Annotated in this window: 20 protein-coding genes; 4 read left to right on the top strand and 16 right to left on the bottom strand. The window is 42.8% G+C overall.

The features are described from left to right. Positions 1–102: 102 nt before the first annotated feature. Positions 103–699 (bottom strand): urea carboxylase-associated family protein, encoded by a 597-nt coding sequence (locus NSQ52_RS01805; RefSeq protein WP_335352491.1) that lies wholly within the window; start codon positions 697–699, stop codon positions 103–105. A gap of 82 nt (positions 700–781) precedes the next feature. Between NSQ52_RS01805 and NSQ52_RS01800 the strand changes: the two genes are divergently transcribed. After that, positions 782–2,131 (top strand): amino acid permease, encoded by a 1,350-nt coding sequence (locus NSQ52_RS01800; RefSeq protein WP_342473851.1) that lies wholly within the window; start codon positions 782–784, stop codon positions 2,129–2,131. Here NSQ52_RS01800 and NSQ52_RS01795 read toward each other — a convergent pair. Beyond that, positions 2,126–2,884: a YqcI/YcgG family protein gene (locus tag NSQ52_RS01795; RefSeq protein WP_342473850.1), complete on the bottom strand. Its 759-nt coding sequence runs from the start codon at positions 2,882–2,884 to the stop codon at positions 2,126–2,128. The two genes, NSQ52_RS01800 and NSQ52_RS01795, sit on opposite strands and share 6 nt — an antisense overlap. 229 nt (positions 2,885–3,113) lie before the next feature. Here NSQ52_RS01795 and NSQ52_RS01790 point away from each other — a divergent pair, with 229 nt between their 5' ends. After that, entirely contained in the window at positions 3,114–3,395 is a 282-nt protein-coding gene (locus tag NSQ52_RS01790) for a DUF2651 family protein (protein ID WP_024718984.1), read from the top strand. Here the strand turns inward: NSQ52_RS01790 and NSQ52_RS01785 are convergent. From NSQ52_RS01785 to NSQ52_RS01760, 6 genes are all read right to left on the bottom strand, one after another. Next, entirely contained in the window at positions 3,390–3,773 is a 384-nt protein-coding gene (locus NSQ52_RS01785; RefSeq protein ID WP_041508211.1) for a UPF0715 family protein, read from the bottom strand. The genes NSQ52_RS01790 and NSQ52_RS01785 overlap by 6 nt on opposite strands. A 119-nt stretch (positions 3,774–3,892) precedes the next feature. Next, positions 3,893–4,522 (bottom strand): LysE family translocator, encoded by a 630-nt coding sequence (locus NSQ52_RS01780; RefSeq protein WP_202734010.1) that lies wholly within the window; start codon positions 4,520–4,522, stop codon positions 3,893–3,895. A 125-nt stretch (positions 4,523–4,647) separates the two neighbouring features. Further along, positions 4,648–5,835 carry an MFS transporter gene (locus tag NSQ52_RS01775; RefSeq protein ID WP_041508209.1) on the bottom strand — a complete coding sequence of 396 codons (1,188 nt, stop codon included), beginning with the start codon at positions 5,833–5,835 and terminating at the stop codon, positions 4,648–4,650. A 57-nt stretch (positions 5,836–5,892) separates the two neighbouring features. Next, positions 5,893–6,939: a Gfo/Idh/MocA family oxidoreductase gene (locus NSQ52_RS01770; RefSeq protein ID WP_007498302.1), complete on the bottom strand. Its 1,047-nt coding sequence runs from the start codon at positions 6,937–6,939 to the stop codon at positions 5,893–5,895. After that, positions 6,936–7,802 carry an HAD-IIB family hydrolase gene (locus NSQ52_RS01765; protein WP_047945855.1) on the bottom strand — a complete coding sequence of 289 codons (867 nt, stop codon included), beginning with the start codon at positions 7,800–7,802 and terminating at the stop codon, positions 6,936–6,938. Before NSQ52_RS01765 ends, NSQ52_RS01770 begins: the two co-directional genes overlap by 4 nt. Beyond that, positions 7,777–9,102 carry a DegT/DnrJ/EryC1/StrS family aminotransferase gene (locus tag NSQ52_RS01760; RefSeq protein WP_342473849.1) on the bottom strand — a complete coding sequence of 442 codons (1,326 nt, stop codon included), beginning with the start codon at positions 9,100–9,102 and terminating at the stop codon, positions 7,777–7,779. Before NSQ52_RS01760 ends, NSQ52_RS01765 begins: the two co-directional genes overlap by 26 nt. A 109-nt stretch (positions 9,103–9,211) precedes the next feature. Here NSQ52_RS01760 and NSQ52_RS01755 point away from each other — a divergent pair, with 109 nt between their 5' ends. After that, positions 9,212–10,201 (top strand): LacI family DNA-binding transcriptional regulator, encoded by a 990-nt coding sequence (locus NSQ52_RS01755; protein WP_041508206.1) that lies wholly within the window; start codon positions 9,212–9,214, stop codon positions 10,199–10,201. A 51-nt stretch (positions 10,202–10,252) separates the two neighbouring features. Here NSQ52_RS01755 and NSQ52_RS01750 read toward each other — a convergent pair whose 3' ends face one another. The 3 genes from NSQ52_RS01750 to NSQ52_RS01740 all read right to left on the bottom strand — a co-directional run bounded on the left by NSQ52_RS01750 (position 10,253) and on the right by NSQ52_RS01740 (position 14,514). Further along, positions 10,253–11,875: an L-lactate permease gene (locus NSQ52_RS01750; protein ID WP_159160203.1), complete on the bottom strand. Its 1,623-nt coding sequence runs from the start codon at positions 11,873–11,875 to the stop codon at positions 10,253–10,255. Between the two features lie 43 nt (positions 11,876–11,918). Further along, positions 11,919–12,866 carry an L-lactate dehydrogenase gene (locus tag NSQ52_RS01745; RefSeq protein WP_025206699.1) on the bottom strand — a complete coding sequence of 316 codons (948 nt, stop codon included), beginning with the start codon at positions 12,864–12,866 and terminating at the stop codon, positions 11,919–11,921. Between the two features lie 217 nt (positions 12,867–13,083). Beyond that, the gene (locus NSQ52_RS01740; RefSeq protein ID WP_007498311.1) at positions 13,084–14,514 is read right to left on the bottom strand and encodes a YfcC family protein; all 1,431 of its coding nucleotides are present in this window, start codon (positions 14,512–14,514) and stop codon (positions 13,084–13,086) included. 153 nt (positions 14,515–14,667) lie between these two features. Here NSQ52_RS01740 and NSQ52_RS01735 point away from each other — a divergent pair, with 153 nt between their 5' ends. Beyond that, positions 14,668–15,795 (top strand): M20 peptidase aminoacylase family protein, encoded by a 1,128-nt coding sequence (locus tag NSQ52_RS01735; RefSeq protein WP_135010187.1) that lies wholly within the window; start codon positions 14,668–14,670, stop codon positions 15,793–15,795. Between the two features lie 48 nt (positions 15,796–15,843). On the opposite strand, the gene NSQ52_RS01730 is transcribed toward NSQ52_RS01735, so the two are convergent. The 5 genes from NSQ52_RS01730 to opuAA form a co-directional block, all read right to left on the bottom strand. Continuing rightward, positions 15,844–16,566 carry an SDR family oxidoreductase gene (locus tag NSQ52_RS01730; RefSeq protein ID WP_007498314.1) on the bottom strand — a complete coding sequence of 241 codons (723 nt, stop codon included), beginning with the start codon at positions 16,564–16,566 and terminating at the stop codon, positions 15,844–15,846. Between the two features lie 85 nt (positions 16,567–16,651). After that, a complete protein-coding gene (locus NSQ52_RS01725; RefSeq protein ID WP_342473848.1) occupies positions 16,652–17,527 on the bottom strand; it encodes an alpha/beta hydrolase in 876 nt (291 codons plus the stop codon). Positions 17,528–17,566: 39 nt separating this feature from the next. Next, on the bottom strand, positions 17,567–18,448 hold the full coding sequence (locus NSQ52_RS01720) for a glycine betaine ABC transporter substrate-binding protein (protein WP_024718998.1): 882 nt from the start codon (positions 18,446–18,448) through the stop codon (positions 17,567–17,569). Further along, positions 18,448–19,293 carry a glycine/proline betaine ABC transporter permease subunit OpuAB gene (opuAB, locus tag NSQ52_RS01715; protein ID WP_024718999.1) on the bottom strand — a complete coding sequence of 282 codons (846 nt, stop codon included), beginning with the start codon at positions 19,291–19,293 and terminating at the stop codon, positions 18,448–18,450. The genes NSQ52_RS01720 and opuAB overlap by 1 nt, the downstream gene beginning before the upstream one ends. 10 nt (positions 19,294–19,303) lie before the next feature. Beyond that, positions 19,304–20,572 carry a glycine/proline betaine ABC transporter ATP-binding protein OpuAA gene (gene opuAA / locus NSQ52_RS01710; protein ID WP_096880961.1) on the bottom strand — a complete coding sequence of 423 codons (1,269 nt, stop codon included), beginning with the start codon at positions 20,570–20,572 and terminating at the stop codon, positions 19,304–19,306. Positions 20,573–20,784: the final 212 nt, after the last annotated feature.

Below are 20,784 nucleotides of genomic sequence, written 5' to 3'. Positions count from 1 at the left end.
CATGTTTTGAAAAAAGATATTTTTTAGACGTTCCCCTTTTTCATAAATGATCAAACATTCACAAACGAAATAGACCAAGTCTCTTTGACTGGTCTTTCCTTTTCAATCAATCTCCACCCGGATGGATGTACAGCTTGAGCCATTGCATTTTCCAATGTCGGCAGGACATGCAGACACCGCGACGATAAGGTCCATTTCTGCACGCAGACGAATGTAATCACCAGGGAGCGATTTTGGCAGCTCGACAGACAGCTTTCCTTTTTCATCAATGACTGTATTCATAAACGCATTAAAAGGATAATACATATCCTCCTTCAGAATACCGAATGGCTCAAAAGCTGTCCTGAGATTATCGTAGCATGTATGCATGACCTCTAGGTGCGTCCTGCCGTATAAGAGCTGATACATTTCTTGCCGGCACGCAGGCATATATAAATCATGACATTCGACTGTATCTTCAATGACCGTAAACATTGGTTTATATAAATTAGAATAAAGCTGATCTCCCTTTTTCACCTTGGAAGAGAACAGGCTATCCATTGTAGCGCCTTGATCAAATTTTTCATAAAAATCCTTTTCATGATAGGCCATCACGTCTGCTACTTGCTGCCCTTCGACATCAACCACTCGCATACATTGTCCTTTTCCTAACCGAAAACCAAGCCCATCCTTTGGTAAAATCACGTATTCTCCGTTCATCACATGCACTCCTTTCCATGTTGACAGTATGCCCAAAACGTCCTCTTGATCATGTATAAAAAAAAGAGGCGGTCACAAGCTAATGCTATTGAATCGGAAAGGTGTTGCACATGCATTGAAAGAAGAACAATCTTTATCTTGGTGGCAGCTTTCACTTATCGGAGTCGGCTGTACAATCGGCACTGGTTTCTTCCTTGGTTCCAGCATCGCTATTACAAAATCCGGTTATTCCGTCTGCATTTCATTTTTGCTTGCGGCAGTCGGCACATATCTCGTCTTTAAACACCTGGCTGCGATGACAGCCGAGAACCCAGATAAGGGATCATTTTGTTCCTATGCCCGAAAAGCCTATGGGCGTTGGGCGGGTTTTAGTAATGGCTGGGTGTATTGGTTTTCAGAAATGCTGATCACAGGGAGTCAGCTGACGGCGATTTCTCTTTTTACTCGTCACTGGTTTCCATCCATTCCACTATGGGTGTTTTCAGCGATTTATTCCGCTCTTGCCCTGCTTGTGATTATCATTGGGCTTTCTTCTTTTCAAAAGACGGAAAATGTCCTTGCCGTGCTGAAAACCGGGGCGATCCTATTGTTTGTCGTCCTTGCCGTTCTTGTTTTATGCGGCATTCTCACAGAGCATAGGCCCACCCTCCACCTGCCAAATAAAGACCATGAATGGATGCCGCTCGGTCCGCTCGGTTTATGGAATGGGCTGATTTATGCGTTTTATGCTTTCGGGGGAATTGAAGTCATGGGGCTGATGGCGGTTCATTTAAAAGACCCGAAAGACGCCGCAAAATCTGGACGTGTGATGCTGATCATTCTTGCTATCATTTATATCGTCTCCATCGGACTTGCGCTTTTGCTTGTGCCAGTGACAGCCTTTAACGAGAATAGCAGTCCATTCATTACATCACTAGAACCATTTCATTTATCGATTTTTCTTCATATCTTTAATGGCATTTTCATTATTGCCGGGTTTTCTACATTGGTTGCCTCGCTCTATGCAGTCACGACGCTGCTTGGCACGATGTCGGAACATCACGATGCACCTGCTTGTTTTAAACAAAAAGAACCATCTCATGTCAGATGGTCTTCGATCTTGTTAACTGCTGCTGGATTGATTGTCTCGATTTTGCTGGCACTCTTTTTGTCCAAACACATATATGAGCATCTCACAACAGCAGCCGGTTTAACTCTTTTATACACATGGGTGTTTATTCTGCTATCAAGTAAAAAGCTGTCAAAACCATCTACTCGTCAAACGTGTGAAACGGTTCTTGCCCTGCTCTTAATCGGTGCGGCCGTTACAGGCACTCTGACAGAGGCAAGCGGACGACCCGGCTTTTTTATAAGCCTTGGGATCATCGCCGTGATTGGCATCATGGTACTCTTTATGAGAAAAAAGTGGAAACAGGATCAGGCCGCATCATAATTTCATCATGTTTTTTAAAGCAGTAAATGGACATTTGGCGGAGGCTGGTTTCTCCGCCTCATCATCTGAGAGAAAATATTGTTTCCATTCATGATTTGTTGGATCCCCGTACCATTTTAATGATGGATGGACGTCAACTTGATCATATGCTTTGAGCCGCTTGCGAACGAGCTGGCTCATTTTTTGTCCAAACTTGGTCGATCCATTCAATTTTTCGAACACCCATCTAGGCTGAAATGCCATCATGGCATATGGAAAGTGGCGGCTCTTTCTGAGCTTATGAGCTGGTGTCGAACACAGAATAAAATAAGCCTCGCCATGAAAACAGTACTCCCATTCATGGTGATGAGGGTCCAGTGGAATCTCCGCTGGCCATGGCACTTCATCTTTTTGATGTAACCGTTGAAGCAATGACCAGAACTGCTGCTCAAATTCTTCAATTGAGCTTTCTTTTAAATCCTTCGGAGTTTCAAAAAAGCAGATAAATGAAGCGTATTGACCAGTTTGTTTAGCGCAGCCTTGATATTCTTTTAGCAGCTCTGCTAACTCATTTACTGCCCCGTCTCCCCGCAGATCACCGACAAATCCATAGCGTAAATGATCGAGAAAAAATCCTTGTCTGCCTGGTACACACGGAAATGTATCTGCCTCATCCCCTACCATCTCTCCAAACTGTGTGAAGGCATCCTGCTTCCATTCTTCGAGTGATCGTAGATTTTGATCAAGGCAACTTTTTGCATACAGCTGGGCCATTTTCTTCCACCTCGTTTTAGCGTCTTCTCCATAGCCTATGAGGAGGAAAAAGCTGTGGTGACTGTCCTTCAACGACTTTCACTGGACATTCACAAGGTGGTTGATTTGCCAGATGAAGCAGGAATTCACTTCCATTTATCTAATCATGTATGAGTATGCTTCTGCATATCATCATTTAGCCGCCTCTATCTAATAGAGTTGGTCATTATAAAAGAAATGGGTGAATGACATGCGTCTTCTTTTTCTCCATCCGATGTATCTGATCTTATTTACACTACCAGTGATGGCTTTCCTTTGGGGATTTGTTGGTTATCTGCTATTTAAACGGATATGGCCTGTCCTCATATTAACGTCCGTGATTTCGATGATTTTCATCTTCGCTTATACTGGATTTGACCTTAGCAATCTATATTGGGTCCTTCTGATGACGGCTCTTGCTTTTGTATCAAGCGGACTCTCGAAGGTCATACACGTTCATGTTCAAGAGAAAAAACGGGAAAAGCCTTTATGATTGTTTCTTCTTTAAAAAGACGGAATCAAGCAGCCAATAAATAAAGGCCGCGCAAAAGCTAAATAGATAAACTTTGTAGCTAATAAAGACGACAACACCATAATCAATCCATAATGCGAGCGCCGTACAAACCACCCACGCCCCGATAAAATAAACCAATAAATCACGGCGTCGAAACTTCTCAGGATGACGGTGTAAAACCATTTGGATAGGTGCAGCAAATAGGACATAAGCGATCAAAATGAAAAGACTGGTGACCTCCACATAACTGAATCTCGTATCAGGTGGGGCAAACAACATGGTATAAACAAATGTCGCTGTGATCACAGACAAAATCAGCATACACACATAGTTGAATGCTGGCAGGAACATACGCATGGCAAAAACTCCTTCAATTTTATGTATCTTCCATCATTATTGAAGAGTGTCCTATTTCTGTCAAATATGAAAAAGGGCTAAAATGCTTTAGATTTTAGCCCTTTTTCTTATCAACCATTCTATCCAATGAGCGCCATGATCCCTTGATATCCAAAATAGGCACCGAAGCCAAGTAAAGAGAGACCTGCCAGAACGGATAAGCCGTGCAAAATTCGTTCATTTAAATACCGTCTAAACGTACTGGCAAGCAGCGCCATACAGAAATCCCATATGAGCATGCCGATGAAAATAGCGATGCTGTACATCAGCATTTGAGATGCTCCATACTTTTCAATCGTATTGGCCAAAATACTTCCATAAATTCCAAGCCAAAATAAAATACTAAGCGGATTGGAAAGAGAAATAAAAAATCCCGTCATGAACGAATGCCCGATCGACGTGTTTCCTCCATCCTTCTTTGGGCTTTCCTGCAAATTGATTTTACGAAGGCTTTCAATACCGGTATAGGTCAGAACGAAAAAGCCGAACAGCCACAAAAAGGTTTTCACAAGAGGTGCAGTCAAAAGCTGGGCGACACCAAAATAGATGAGGAGCATATAGACAATATCCGCAGCCATAGCCCCCACACCAAAAATCCAAGCGTGCCAAAATCCACTTTTAATCCCTCTGTCGATTTGGGCTGCATTGACTGGCCCAACAGGCGCTGAAAGTGACAACCCTAAAAAGATATAACCAAAAAACACCGCCACATAGACGTCCTCCTTTTGATGCTGACTTGTACATGTTATTCACGCTTTCGTTGTTTTAGTACAAGTCCTTCGTCACCTTTTCTGAAGATAAGCTATACAAAAGGAGAAGCCACCAGATCAGCTGCTTATCGATCGGCTTTCATCGCCGGCGGCTGTGTGGGTATGGTTTCTTTTTTCCGAGATCGATTCATTTGAATGGCAGCCGCAAAAAGGAGAACAGCTAAAAAGGCGAAAACAAAGACGGCGCTTGCCGCACCTGCCCACTCAAGGCTAAACCCAATCAAAAAGGACAAACAAGCTCCACCTAAACTAGCGGCGGCAATAAAATAACTCGTGGCCTCGTCGATGGCATTTTCAATCATTAATGCAGAAGCCGTCAAGGCAATGGGGAACATGCCAGCTGCGCACAGACCGATGAAAAAGATAAGAATCAGCTGCGCGGCGATGTGGGTGGCTAGAGCAAATACGGCGAGCAGCACAATCATCAGCGCTGCGCTTAACTTTAAAAAACGCAACGGATGCAGCTGATCGGCTTTTCTCGCAATGACAGTTCTGCCAATGACGATCGCTGTCCAAAAAGTAGAGACCGCAAAAAGACCCCAGTTGTCTCCCCCTTTTTCTAGCATGATCGACGGTAAAAAGTTCGCAAAGTTCGTTTCAATTCCTGCGTAGAAAAACGCAAAACAGATCATCAGCACCACAATCATTCGATTCCCTCGATCAAACAGCAAGGACGGTTTCTTCATGTCTTGAATAGGAGCCGCCATCTGCCCACGAGGGAGTTTATTCATAAAGGTAAGCCAGAGCATAAGGAAAAAAGTCAGTGCACCGACTTGAAATAAAAACACATAATGCCACGTTTCCTCTGTCACAGTCAGCAGAATCAATAGAGGAAATAATAGCGCACCTAATCCAAAAAAGACCTCCATGATGCTGATTCGCTTTGCACTGTTTGCCATTGAAATGACATACGCCCCGGCCGTCGTCTCAAGACTGCCTGCACCGCTCCCAAGGAAAAAACCTGCCACCACAAGAATCGTCCAGCCTGGCACCAAAAGGCCAAGAAGAAGCGCTCCAATCATCAGCAGCAATCCCATCGTCAGAACAGCGCCATAGCCTTTTTTCCTCACAAGAATGGGCGACAAAAGAACGCCTGTCAAAAAGCCAATAAACTGAAAGAAGATTAAAGAAGATAATTCCCCAGGACCCTTCTCATAACTAGACAGCAAATAAGGCGTTAAACTGCCAAAAAACACATGAATGGTCCCAATAAAAAAATAAAAGATACAGCCAAAATAAAACACCTTTTTCATCTTTTCACTTCCTCTAAAAAGGAGCGGAGTCATGATATCCTCCGCTCCACCTCTTCATTAATATGCGCGGGCAGAGACGACAGCCTCTTCCCTCTCGAAGCACGTATTCAGCGCAGCCTGCGCGCGATAACCATCTTCAAAATCAGCTACCTTCATATGAGATGGATACGAGTTTGTATTTACCCAATGCATCAGCTGATCACGGAATGTATCAGACCATCCATAAAATTCATTTGGTGGATCTGTCAGCAATGTTTGCGGCATTTGATGACGCTCTACACACAAACCATCACTGATCTCATATTCGTTTTTCATGTTTGTATGGTATTTAAAAACCTTGTCATGCCCCACTACTTCTACACTAAATCCACATTCCTCCGGCTGCGTACTTTTGGACGTCACCAAATGAAAGAACACTTGATTCTCCATTTGCCCAAAAATTTCGGTATGGTCATCAACCTGTACCTTTTTCTCTTCTTTTTCCTTTACATGTGTCAGCATCTTCGTATTAAGGGATTCTTTTTTCATTTCACTGCCAAATAAGTACCACAGCATATCAATCAAATGAATCCCTAAATCTCCTAATGCACCGCTTGTACGCAGACTTTCGCCGCTGTCTCTCCACGAAAATGTCTTTCTTCTAAGGGCACTATTTTTCTTAAAATGTGTCCGTACTGTCAAAACGCGTCCTAATTCACCATTGGCGATCAAGTTCTTCAAAATATTCACAAAGGATAAATAGCGATAGTTAAAGCCCATACTGGCTTGAACCTGGAACTGTTTGGCTGTCTCCACCATTTCCTTCGCTTCTTTTAACGATACAGCCATCGGTTTTTCACATAAAATCGGCTGTCCTGCTCTAAGCGCCTGAAGGGCATGGTCCTTGTGACAGAAGTTAGGGGAAGCAATGATCAATCCATCTGATGCATCCGCTAGTGTTTCGATACTGGCATACACCCGTCCGCCGTACTGTTTAATAAACCCTTGTGCCACGGATTCGTGCAAGTCATAGACCCCAGATAATTCTGCACCTTTGATCGTTGATAATGCTCTAGCATGTGCTTTTGCAATATTCCCTGCTCCAACAATTCCAATTTTCTTCATGAATGTGCCTCCTCATGTTTATACATCACTGTTTTCAATGTTTCATAGATTCCTTTTGCATACCCATGATGACAAATTTGATGATGGTGCCGTTTGGCTTCATCTGTTGCATTTTGGACAAGAAAGCCGTGCGTGACGGATTGAAGCATCCGCAGATCATTCCCACTATCACCAAAAGCAAAGCCCTTATCTTTTGACAGGTTATATTGATTCAGCATAAACCGAACGATTTCATCCTTCCCTGTTCCCACTGGTAAAAAATCAACGTCATAACAATCCGCAGGGTCACCCGCAAGTGGGTTGCATTTGTTGATGTTCACCGCCACTCCCCGCTCCTTCGCAAGTGTTTGGATGAACGATAGATGATGGAGATCTGTTCGTTCATCCTGCTCCTGATAATAGAAATTCTTTTTATACCCAGAGCTGCCTAGCTGCGTTTGCGGCCTAAGGGTGATCCCCTTTTCACGCACGGCTTGCAGAATATCTTCAATTTTTTCGTCTGAAAAGCCCTGTGCATCAAGCCGTTTCATCCATTCTGCATCCGGCTGTCCAAATTTCCCATCTGATGTATACACGATTTCAGTTCCTAAATTCGACGCAATAAAATGCGGGAATTGATAGAAACCGCCTTTCTCCATTTTGCTCGTAACAGAATCGAGGCTGCTTCCCGTCACCCAGCCCAGCATGAGCTGTCCGGCTTCGCTCTTTTCTGCCACAAAAGCTTCCAGCCGTTTTACATCCTCTCTCTGTTCCTCGGTCATTCCGTGAGAATAGTAGGTCTCATCGAAATCACAGAAGACGATCCACTGCGGATGTTGCGGTTGATGCAAAAGCTTTTTATTGAATGGAAGATTTGATAACATGATGGACCCCCTCGATGACTTTCTCCTGATCTTGCAGCGGCATACCTGGATAAAGCGGCAAATGGAGTAATTGCTGTACGGCTTTTTCCGTATGTGGAAGTGCCGTTTGTTTATACTTTTGAGAAACAAGATTCGTTTGATGCTGATGCGATAAAATTGGGTAATAGACGTCTGTTTCTATGCCCAATTCCAGTAATTTCTCTGCCAGCTCATCTCGGCTTCCCTTCACCACTCTGATCGGGAATAGATGCCATACATGATCCTCTGTCAGCTTCGGAAGCTTTATATAGCCCTCGTCCTCCAGCTTTTGCAGCTGATCTATGTATCTCTTTGCCAAGTAAAAGCGTTTAAAGTTTTGTAAACCTAAATATTTCATTCGTTCTAGCCCGATTGCGGCCTGTAAGTTATCAATCTTAGAATTAAAGCCATAGTCACTGCGCTTCACGTTTTTCTTTCCTGGTTCAAAACCGTGATAGCTGATTTCCATGCACTTTTCGGCTAGGGCTTCATCATTTGTCGCGATGGCTCCAGCCTTTCCGCAAACTCCAAGGTTTTTGTAAGGATTAAAGCTGAGAACAAGTCCATCCCCAAATGCCCCAAGCTCGCTACTGCCAATCGCCTGACAGCCATCCTCAATGATCGATAGACCATGCCGTTTCGCAATTGTCGAAATGGCCTTCATATCCGCCTGCTTTCCATACAAATGAACCGGGAGAATACATACTGTCTTATCTGTGATATGCTTTTCTATTTCATTCGGCGCTAGGCAGTAGGTGTCTGGATCAATATCGGCATAGACTGGAACCGCACCAATCGCAAGCACTGCATTTTCTGTTGCAGCAAAGCTGTTGGCAGGTAGGATGACCTCATCTCCAGGATGGACGCCTGCTGATATTAAACTGATCATCAAGGCATCTGTTCCACTTGATGTGGCAATGACATATTTTTTCCCTAAGTACGCTGCAAGCATCTTTTCAAACTTTGGAATATAAGGGCCTGATGTAAAACGGCCTGAACTTAATACTTCTTTCAGCACCTGCATAATATCATCAATCTCATCCTCTGAAATCAGTTTATCGACCGGCAGGAACGGTATCTTTTTTTCCTTATTTTGTTTATAATGGAAGAGAATTTTTTCCAAACCTGTACGCGCAATATCTTGCTCAAGGAACGCAGCAAGCTTATCATTCGCTAGATTCTTTTCAACTGAATCAGCCTTTACTTGAACACCTTGATTGATCATATCCAGCAACGGTAGATAATCCTTGCTTTTACCTGATATCTTCGTCAATATTTGCATTCCATTCCCTCCAATTAATCAATTCCATTTGTTAATATTTAACTTGTTTCACATTGTAAATGATGTTATCGATTTCAGAACAATAACTTTGTGTAAAGGATTTGTTAATATGTGTACAATTTATGAAATTGCCAAACGCTGCGGGGTTTCAACGACCACTGTTTCTCGGGTGCTGAACAACCATCCATATGTATCCGAAGAAAAGCGCCAGCACATTTTACAGGTGATGAAGGAAATGGAGTATACACCAAGCTCAGCAGCCCGCACCCTTCGGTCACATCAGACCAAAACCATTGCTGTGTCTGTTCCAGCTGTGGACCATCCTTTTTTTGCACAATTGATTAAAGGCATTTCAAAGGAAGCACTGGATCAAGGGTATAAAGCCATCGTGCTCCAGACGTTTTATCAAGAATCAGCAGAACTTGAAGGGCTTCAATTATTAAAAAGAAAAGAAGTAGATGGTGTCATATTGGGGGCGTTAGAAAATAAGTGGGAAACAATCGAGCCATTTTTAGCAAACGGCCCGATCGTCATGGCAAATGAATTTCATCAAACAGCAGACATTCCGATTATTGGATATGATGAGCGGGAAGCTGCTTATAAAGCGGTTGACTACTTGATTCAATCAGGGCGTACATCCATTGGATTTTGCTTTGATACAGAAAGCAGCGAAGCGCAAAAACAAAGAAAGCAAGGCTATCTTGATGCGCTTTCTGATCACGGTTTGTCGCTTAAAGAAGATTGGCTATTCGGCGAGGCTTTTACCATTGAAGACGGCTTTCGTTTGATGGACTTAATCCACCGGATGCCGGATGCGCCGGATGCGATTTTCACCGGCAATGATCAAGTGGCAGCAGGCCTCATTAAACAAGCCATTTCATATGGATATCACATTCCTAAGGATTTAGCGGTGATCGGTTATGACAATCAAGACATTTGCGAGGTGACAGCACCAACGATCACGACCATCGACATCCCCATCGTCGAGCTTGGCCAGCAGTCTGTAAAACAAATGATTCAGCTGCTACAAGATCAAAAACCATTACAACGTGAACATATTCAGCTACCTACTCGGCTTGTCACACGAGAATCCACATAAAAAAAGACTGAGAAATCTCTCAGTCTTCCATTTTTCAATCAATCGATCAACCTATACAAATTGAGCAAGAATAAATGTCCATACACATACGATGCCGAGCAAAATGAAGCTGTACTTCACTGTTTTTTGGAAGAGCTCAGATTCTTTACCTGTTTCTCCAACAGCTGCTGTTGCAATGGCAATGGATTGTGGAGAAATTAATTTCGCCATCACACCACCGGTCGTATTTGCCCCGATTAACAAACCTGCCTGAGAGCCGATTTGAGAAGCGGTGACCGCTTGAAGGTTACCGAATAAGGCATTGTTACTCACAACAGATCCCGTAATAAACACGCCGATCCAGCCAAGCACTGGGCTGACAAGCGGGAATAAATCGCCTGTTTTAGCAAGCGCTAGTCCGATAGCAGAACTTAGACCTGCAAAGTTCGCCAAGTTGGCAAAGCCCATGACAAAACAAATCGTAAGAACAGGGACCCAAAGCTCTTTGACCGCTGCATTTAAGCAGGCAGCCCCTTCTTTTAATGTAATATGTCTGCTGAACAATCCTGTCAGCATCACTGCAATTAGAATGGCGGTACCTGTTGCACTAATAACATCAATTTTAAAGATCGCATCAATCGGTGTTTCTGTTTGAGCAATAGGTGGTAATTTCACAATTTGCTGATGTAGAAACGGCATTTTCACTAAAATGGTTGTCCAGTTGAGCGGTCCTCCTTCAGCAAATAATGCTTTAAAAGCTGGTAGGCTCCATACAGTAATGACGGCAGTTAAAATATAAAACGGAGACCATGCTTTCAGCACCTCAACCCCGCTATACGTTTGTTTCTTCTCAATGGCTGGTGCCCCTTCTTCACGATAAATATGTTTCGGCTGCCATTTTCGTAGAAATAAAGCCAAAATTCCCATACTCGCTAAAGCTGAAATAATATTGGCAAGCTCAGGGCCCATCGTGACCATTGTAACAGCCTGTAGAATCGCATAGCTTCCACTTACAACAAGCAAGGCTGGAAGTGTTTCTTTGATCCCTTTAAAGCCGTCTACAATGAGAATAAGCAGAAACGGGATACAGAAAGAAATAAACGGAATGGTGTACACAAGGGTTTGAGACAGCTCAAGCGGCGTCATATTTCCCATTTGTGCTCCAGTAATAACTGGAATACCTACTGCACCAAAAGCGCCAGACGCAGCATTTGCAATCAAGCAGAGCATGGCGGCTTTCAGTGGTTTAAACCCAAGCTCTGTTAAAAGAGCGGCACTAATCGCAATCGGTACACCGAATCCAGCGGCTCCCTCTAAAAATGCGTTAAAACTAAAACCAATTAATAAGAGCTGTAACCGTTGATCTTGAGAAATTCCTGCAATACTAGAACGAATGACATCAAACTTTCCAGACTTCACAGCAATTTTATAGAGCCATACGGCCATGATGACGATATATCCAATCGGCCACAGCCCATTAGATACACCGAGCACCACAGCAGATAATGCTTTTTCAATTGGCATATGAAAGAAGAAAACAGCTGTTACAAAACTGACGATCAAGGTAAAACAAGCGGCTAATACCCCTTTTAACTTAAATACAGTTAATGCTAGTAGGAAAAACAAGATTGGAAGCATGGCCACCAATGCACTGACGAACTCATTACCAAACGGATCATATATTTGCTGCCACATAGTGATTCATCCTTTTCTGCTCAGATAGGTTGCCTTTGATTGATTAAAAATGAGGAGCTAAAATTTCTTTTAACACATTCACACTGTGTGCGAATTTTTCTTTTTCTGTATCGTTCAGTGCGAGCTCCATAATTTCTGTTGCACCATTTCGGTTCACAAGGGCAGGTACACCAATGTAGACATCTTCTGCTCCGTATTCTCCATCTAAATAAGTGCTGACAGTCAAAATGCTGTTTTCATTGTGTAAAATGGCTCTAGTAATACGGGCTAAACTCATCGCTACGCCGTAATAAGTCGCGCCTTTTTTCTCAATGATTTGGTAAGCAGCATGACGGACATTTTCCATGATGTCGTCTAAATCTTCTTGTTTGTATTGGTCATTTCTCTTCATTAATTCTGTGATCGGTACACTTCCGATATTCGCATGGCTCCAAACAGCAAGCTCTGTATCCCCATGCTCTCCAATGATGTACGCATGCACATTGTGCGCCGCTGCTTCAAAGTACTCACTAAGCATGTATCTGAATCTTGCCGTATCAAGCGTTGTTCCACTACCAATCACTCGTTCTTTTGGCAGTCCGCTGAATTTCCAAGTCGCATATGTCAAAATATCAACTGGGTTCGTAGCAACTAAGAAAATACCATCGAATCCGCTTTTCATCACATTGTCTACAATGCCTTTAAATATATTTAAATTTTTCTCAACAAGATCAAGTCTCGTTTCACCTGGCTTTTGGTTTGCACCAGCGCAGATACATACAATGTCAGCATCCTGACAATCCTCATAATCTCCATACCAAGTATTCACAGGATGCGGGGCGAATGCTTTCCCGTGGTTTAAATCCATGACGTCACCCATTGCTTTGTCTTGATTCAAATCGATGACTACCAATTCATCTGTGATTGCTTGATTTATTAATGTAAAGGCATAACTGCTGCCGACAAAACCTGCTCCAATAAGTGCTACTTTGTTTACTTTTTCGTTTGTCATTTATCTCATCCTCCTGAGTAAAACTAGGTTGTTTTTCATATGTGAAGTATTTCACATTCTTATTGTGCAATACTTCACAAACTTTTGCAAGGGGATTGCTCAAAAAAATAATGTAGCCATTTTGTGAACACTCTTATTGTGGTTTTAAACCGCTGTCCCCATACATTTTCTCATAAGAAAAAAGCCGCCAAACACTCTTTGGCAGCTTCTCTCTTATTTAATAAGGTCCCCAATTGATCATGACACCGATACAAATAAAGACAAGGCCGATGACGAACCAAATGAGCGCAAGCGGCACCATAAAACGCAGCCATTTCACGTAAGGAATCCCACTTGCAGCCAAGACAGCCATCAACACACCTGAAGTCGGATTCACGCAGTTGACCACCCCTTCACCGAGCATCACTGCTTCTACCGCTACTTGTCTCGTGATACCCATTAAATCAGCAAGCGGCGCAAGAATCGGTATAAAGACAACCGCTTCTCCTGATCCTGATGAAATCAAAAAGTGAAGGAGCGCACTGGCGATATACATGCCGATCGCACCAGCGATTGGACTAAACCCTGTCAGCATACTCGCAAGCCCATTCACCACAGTATCAAGCAGCTTGCCGTTTTCCAAAATGACTGAAATGCAGCGTGCCATGCCGACAATGAGTGCGCCGTATACAAGGCTTTGACAGCCGACAATAAACGTTTTTGCAATATCATTGGCAGCTAATCCCCCAAGCAGTCCAGCAGCAATTGCCATGAAAATGAACACACCAGCCATTTCCTTATCGGTCCAGCCAAGCTGAAGCGCACCATATAAAAAACCCCCAAGCGACAAACCGCACACCGCTAAAATCAGCTTATGTCTGCCTGTGAATTCAGGCTTGTCCACAGATTCCGCATCAGCTCCTCCTAGCCCTTTAGCTGGAAACCACTCGTCACCAAGCAGGCTCCCCTTTTCTTTATTTTTCAAGCGTTTTGTATATAAATAGATGTACACAATACTAGATAGGAGAAAACAAAGATAAATGATGACACGCAGCCCAATACCAGAAAAAATCGGCAGTTCTGCAATCGTTTGTGATAAACCTAAAGGAGATGGAGACAAAATAGTTGCGTTAAAACCTGCATAACAGCCGATGTAAATAACCGCCGCTCCCGCCACTGCATCCCACTTTAAAGAACGTGCCACAATGATCCCAATAGGAATAAAGCCAATGACTGAGTTCACCACAATTCCGGTCGTCCCAAGTACAGAAAACAATCCGCCAACAATACAAATAAACAATAGCTGTTTCGTTTGGAACCGGCTGATGACATTGTGAATCATCCCGTTAATGGCACCTGTCTTTTCCAAAATTGCAATGGTTCCGCCAGTAAAAAGAATCAGAAAAATAATAGAGGATGAACCAACCATCCCTTCTTGAATCGCTGTAAAAAAACCAACCGGACTAACTGGTGATTGATCAATACGGTGATAACTGCCAGGAACAGCTGTTGTGATCTCTCCTGACGTTTTCCGATCAAATTCACCGGCTGGTACAAAATACGTTGCGATCGTACAAATTAAAGCAATCATAAATAAGAGTACATACGCATCCGGCATCTGAAGTTTTCTTTTTTGTTTCTCAGGTGCTGATACTGTCGCTGTTTTCATCTGTCAAAACCCCTTTGTCCCGATCGGAATTTCACTTAATTTTCTGAATAATCAAATGATGTGTTATATTATAAACACTGATGATATTTAAGATCAATATTATTTCACTAAAAGAATGTTTTGGCAGATTATCTGTCAGCAAGGAGGCTTCTCATGACAACTTTGACAAACGAGATGAAACAAACCGTGACAGACATCTTTGAACATCTGCACGCCCATCCAGAAATCAGCTGGGAAGAGACAAATACAACAGCTTATATTGAAGCTCTATTAAAGAAATTAGGCTGTAAAACGAGAACATTTGAAGACTGTACAGGGGTAATCGGTGAAATTGGGGAAGGCGCACCAGTGGTTGCTGTGAGAGCCGATATTGACGCACTGTGGCAGGAAGTAGATGGCGTATTTCAAGCCAACCATTCATGCGGACACGATGCACATATGACGATGGCACTTGGGACATTCATGGCATTGAAAGAAAAAGAACTTCCAAGTGGCACGATCCGATTCATTTTTCAGCCTGCCGAAGAAAGAGGCGGCGGCGCTTTAAAGATGATCGAAAAAGGTGTGTTAGCTGACGTCGATTATTTATACGGGGTGCATGTGCGCCCAATTCAAGAAACCTTAAACGGACGCTGCGCTCCTGCCATTTTGCACGGATCAAGTAATCATTACGTCGGGACCATTCTAGGGGAGGAAGCACACGGTGCACGCCCGCACCTTGGGGTCAACGTCATCGAAGTTGCGTCTACGCTTGTGCAGAGACTGGCACATATCCATGTCGATCCACGAGTCGCCCATTCTGTGAAAATGACCAATTTAAATGCAGGCGGCGGCAGCTCCAACATCATACCTGGCAAGGCCTCTTTTACACTCGACGTTCGGGCACAGACAAACGAAGTGATGGATGAATTAGAAAAGGAAATTGAAAGAGCATGCCATTCTGTAGCGGATGCTTTTGGCGCCTCTATCACACTTTCAACTGATCATCGTCTTCCAGCTGCGACATTAAATGAAGAAGCTGTGGAGATCATGTCACATGCTATAGAGCAAGTGCTAGGTAAAGAACAGCTCGATCCACCGATCGTGACGACAGGCGGAGAGGACTTTCATTTTTATGCAGCAAAGCTTCCTCATATTAAATCGACGATGCTCGGTTTAGGCTGTGATTTAAAACCTGGGCTTCATCACCCTTATATGACATTCGATCGCTCCGCCATTTTGACCGGCATTGAGATTTTGACGGAAGCTGTATACGAAACACTTCAGCAGCATTCATCGTAAAATAAAAAAACCACCCGTCTTTTCTTTAAGCGGGTGGTCTCCTTTATTTTACGCATTCACATCTGTCATTGCCGGTACATTGATTTCTTTGACACAGGACACCCTGGATAGATGAATGACACACCTTGCCAGCTCGACAATATCTTGTACAGGTATTCTCGTTTCATCATACAGAGCAATGGCTTTTTCAGCGCCATCTTCGTACGGAACTTCTGCCGCCAACTCTCCTGGATTGATACAGGTAACGGATATTTTATCTTTCCTCACGTGCTCTCTTAGTGCGTTCACAATACCACGAAGCCCAAATTTAGAAGCAACAAAAGAAACCTGAGGCAAATTCGTATGGTCAAGTCCCGCAGTAGAACCAATGACGATGATCTTTCCATTCTCAGATGTCCTTACGTGCGGAAGCAGAGCTTGGATGTAGGTAATCGTTGAGGTAACGTTCACATTGATTAAATGAGCGATATCCTCCGGTTGATCATGATCGAAAGAATAATCATCTTCAAAGCCGCGTTTTTCCCATAAACCTACGTTATAAATGAGTACATCAATTGTCTGATCCTTCAATGCTTCGAGCATAAAAGGGATATGGGTTTGGCTTGATAAATCGATCTTCAGCCAAATTCTACGCACCCCATCGTCTATGTTCAAACTACTTGGTTCACTTCGTGACACAATCCATACTGTATCTCCACTTGAAGGAAGACCTTTTACAAAGGCATCCCCTAATCCTTGACTCGCACCAAATATGATATAGTTTTTACTCATGCTTCCTCCTTCATGGCTCAATTACGAGCTTCCATCCATACACCCATTCATCTGTAAACGTTTTATACCTATATCATACAATGTCTTATACATGCCTGCCCCTTTTATGCTCATCTTCACTTTCTAAATGGCCTAGCTTCCTTATTTCCTTTAATTCCGCTGGTAACGCACGCTCTTCTATAAAGCTTTTGATCATGTTGACAAAAAGTTCTTTCTTTTCAAAAGTAAACGTATGTCCAATGTCAGGAACGATGAACCCGGCTGCATTCGGGTGTGCATTCGTGATTTTCTCTGCTGACCTAGTCATAATGCTCTTTTCCTTTTCTCCCACTGTCACAAGAATCCGTGCCTTCGCTTGTTGAAACGTCTCAGGGAGCTTGTAATGAAGATTTTCTTGAAACATCGTAAGCAGCGTCTTCTTCTGCAATTGTTTGGAATCCGCTGCATAATGATCCAGTACATCGTTTGGAAGTCCCATCTTTTCTGCTTGCAGCTGGATGAACCAATCTTTCTTTAATAACGGATATGTAAGAGGTAAAATGGGCCTTACCATCAAATAGAGCCATGGTAATGGCAACACAAGGGCGCTATTGATAATGGCAATGTCTGCGATGTCTGGCTCTCTCGATAACACATCAACGGTTACCTGTGCACCTAGAGAGAAGCCAATTAGAATGACTGTACGACCATGTGCATGCTCCTTTATCCATGAAATGATTTCAAAAGCACTTTCTCGCATGGAAAACGACGTTTCATTTGCTCTTGTCCCGTGACCGATAAAATCAGGGGTATAGCATTCATACGTTTCCTTGAATATTTCCATATGCTCCTGCCACATCCAGCTGCTTACGCCTCCACCGTGCAGGAAAATCATCATTGGTTTTTCCACCATCGACAACTCATCCACCATCCTTATATATAAGAAAAAGCAGTCGCTTTTTGAGCAGACTGCTTTTTCCATATGCTCCCTTCTATTATAAGGGAACTGTTATACAATTGGCTATTTTTTCAAATCCTCGATCGAGTTGACGTTTTTCATATAAGTTGGAACAACGAGACCCATGCGAAGACCCTTCATACTTGTACCGAGGTCATCATATTTTCCTTTAAACTTCGCTGCATACGTTTTATGCGTATTTGGAAGCCATGCAGATAATGATGCATCAGCACTTCCGGTTGCAATTGCTGTCCACATTGGGCCTGCTTCAACCTGAGTCAAGGTGACTTTAAAACCAAGCTCACGCAATACCTCTGCGGCCACATTGGTACTTGCAATTTCACTATCCCACGCAACGTAGGCAAGATTGATTTTGTCACCGTTTGACTTTTTCACGCCTTTTGTCCATTTCGCTACTTGATCTTTATGCTTTTTCACATATTTAACAGCAGCATCCGTCGGTTTGACGCCATCTTGAATATCAAGCATCACTTCGCCCATATCATCTTGAGACCATTTAAATTGACTGAGCATTTTGGCTGCTTCCGGCTGATCCTTCGCAAATCCTTTACGTGAAATGGTGTGAATTTCTTCTTCCTCACCATATGATTTTTTCGGATCATCTAAATATTTTAAATCGTAGCGGGAAAACATCCAGTGAGGATTCCAGCCAGTGATGATAATCGGTTTTTTACGGTCATACGATTTTTTCAATGTCGCTGTCATCGCTGCACTTGAGGCAGATACAACCGTCCAATCCTCTAAACCGTAATCCTTTTTCGCTTGATCCGTCAGCGCCATAATACCTGAACCCGGATCAATCCCGATAATGGTTTTATTCACTTGCTGTGCTGCACTTGCATTTGAGTCCGACTTTGCACCACAAGCGGCTAGTAAAAAGACAAGCAGGGCGGTCATCCCAATGTAGAGAGACTTTTTCCACATTAAGCATTCCCCCTGGTTTTTTTCGTTTTAATGTTTTGTGTAATACGATCCAGTGTAATCGCTACGATAACAATGGCAATACCAGCTTCAAAACCAATCCCTGTTTTCAGCTGCGTTACTGCACTATATACTTCCGAACCAAGTCCTGGTGCACCTACCATTGCCGCAATGACGACCATGGATAGAGCAAGCATGATACTTTGGTTAATCCCAGCTAAGATGGTTTTTGTAGCAAGTGGAAGCTGAACTTTGAACAAACGCTGGAATGTCGTAGAACCAAAAGCTTCTGTTGCTTCAATTAAATCAGATGGTACTTGTTTAATACCGAGAATGGTCATACGAATCGTTGGCGGCATAGAGAAAATAACCGATGCCACAACGCCAGGTACTACTCCGATGTTAAAGAAGAAGATTGCTGGTAAAAGATAAACGAATGCAGGCATTGTCTGCATTAAGTCTAAAATAGGTGTGACAATTTTACGCACCGTTTCCTTCTGTGATGCCCAAATACCGATCGGAACCCCGATCACGATAGAAATGACCACAGCTGTCAGAACGAGCGCAAGTGTTTGCAGCATTGGCTGCCAATAGCCTAAATAGTCGATCAGTAAGAATCCAATAAGTGTGAAAAGAGCAACTCCTCTTGTACTGATCCACCAAGCAATGCCGGCAAAGATAAGCGTTAAAATAATAGATGGAATGACGCCAAGTGCAGCCACAATTCCATTTACTGTTCCAGCTAATCCATTTGTGATGCCATCAAAGAAACCACCAAAGGTTAATGTTAACCAGTCAACAAATTGATCGATATAATCCGCGAACGGAATTCTAGGTAAATCACTCATACTAAACATCTTATTCTACCTCCTGTGCAGAAGGCTCTTGTGCTTTAATTTCCTCTAGCTTGTTAGAAGACATGTTGATATATTCATCATTTCCTGATAATGCACCAATCAATGCACCTCTGACCACAATACCCTTCATTCTGTTTTTCTCATCTACAACGGCAATTGGAATATTTGCCGCATCAGATACTGCATCAAAGATCTCTGTTAAATACGTTGATTCCAATACTGTCGTAAATTCTTTATCAAGAACAGTTTCTAGCGACGCACCCGTTTCTGCCGCTTTTTTCGCTGCTTGTGCAGAAATAACACCTAATAAATGCTTTTTCTTATCTACTGCATAGATAGACGAAATACCAAGGTTCTTCATGAGTGTGAGCGCAACACGTGCCCCTTTATCAATCTGAACTGTTTCTGCACGTTTCATAATATGACCAGCGGTTAATACTTTAGAAAGGTCTACATCTTCAACGAAACGTTCAACATACTCGTTCGATGGGTTCATCAGAATTTCTTCTGGTGTTCCGATTTGAACGATATTCCCGTCTTTCATGAGGACAATGCGGTCGCCAATACGAAGCGCTTCATCTAAATCATGCGTGATGAAAATAATTGTTTTTCCTACAGACGTATGAAGTTCAAGCAATTCATCCTGCATGTCTTTACGAATTAATGGATCTAGTGCGCTGAACGCTTCATCCATTAACAAAATATCAGGATCATTAGCTAGTGCACGTGCCAATCCAACACGCTGCTGCATACCGCCACTTAATTGATTTGGGTACTGCTCTTCAAAACCTTCAAGTCCAACAAGCTTTAAAGATTCAAGCGCTTTAGAGCGGCGCTGATCCTTCTCTACACCTTGCAATTCAAGCCCGTATTCTGTATTCTCCAGAATGGTACGATGCGGGAACAATGCGAAGTTTTGGAAGACCATGCTGATCTTTTTCCGTCTGACTTCACGCAATTGATCCTTTGACATATTTGTTATCATATCCCCATCAATATAAATTTCGCCGGAGGTTGGTTCGATTAACCTATTCAGCAGCCGCACAAGTGTGGACTTTCCGCTCCCTGATAGCCCCATGATGACAAATATCTCGCCGTCATACACATCAAAATTTGCTCGATTGACACCAACTGTTGCGCCGGTCTCTTTTAGGATTTCTCTTTTTGTCTTCCCTTTTTCAAGCATTTGAGATGCTTTTTTAGCATTTTTACCGAAAATTTTAGATACATTATTTATCTTGATTTTGATCTTTCTCTCTTCAGAATTCATTTTTTCCCTCCAAATTAGCATCTTTATAACCGTAACATAAGCGTTATGATGCGAACAATCTTTAGAATTCGCTTATTTCCGTACAATATGTATGAATTCCATATAGAGGTCTGGTGATTACAGTTTATACGCCGTATTACTCGTAAATCCTATAGAATGCTTCATAAACTACATATTTTACGGGGTATTTCCTCTCACCAGACAATATTTTA

Origin of the sequence: Bacillus sp. FSL W8-1141 (genome assembly GCF_038593205.1) — a bacterium.
Taxonomy (GTDB): domain Bacteria; phylum Bacillota; class Bacilli; order Bacillales; family Bacillaceae; genus Bacillus; species Bacillus altitudinis.
Note: the sequence above shows the minus strand (reverse complement) of the source record. Positions and strands in the feature narration are given on the sequence as shown.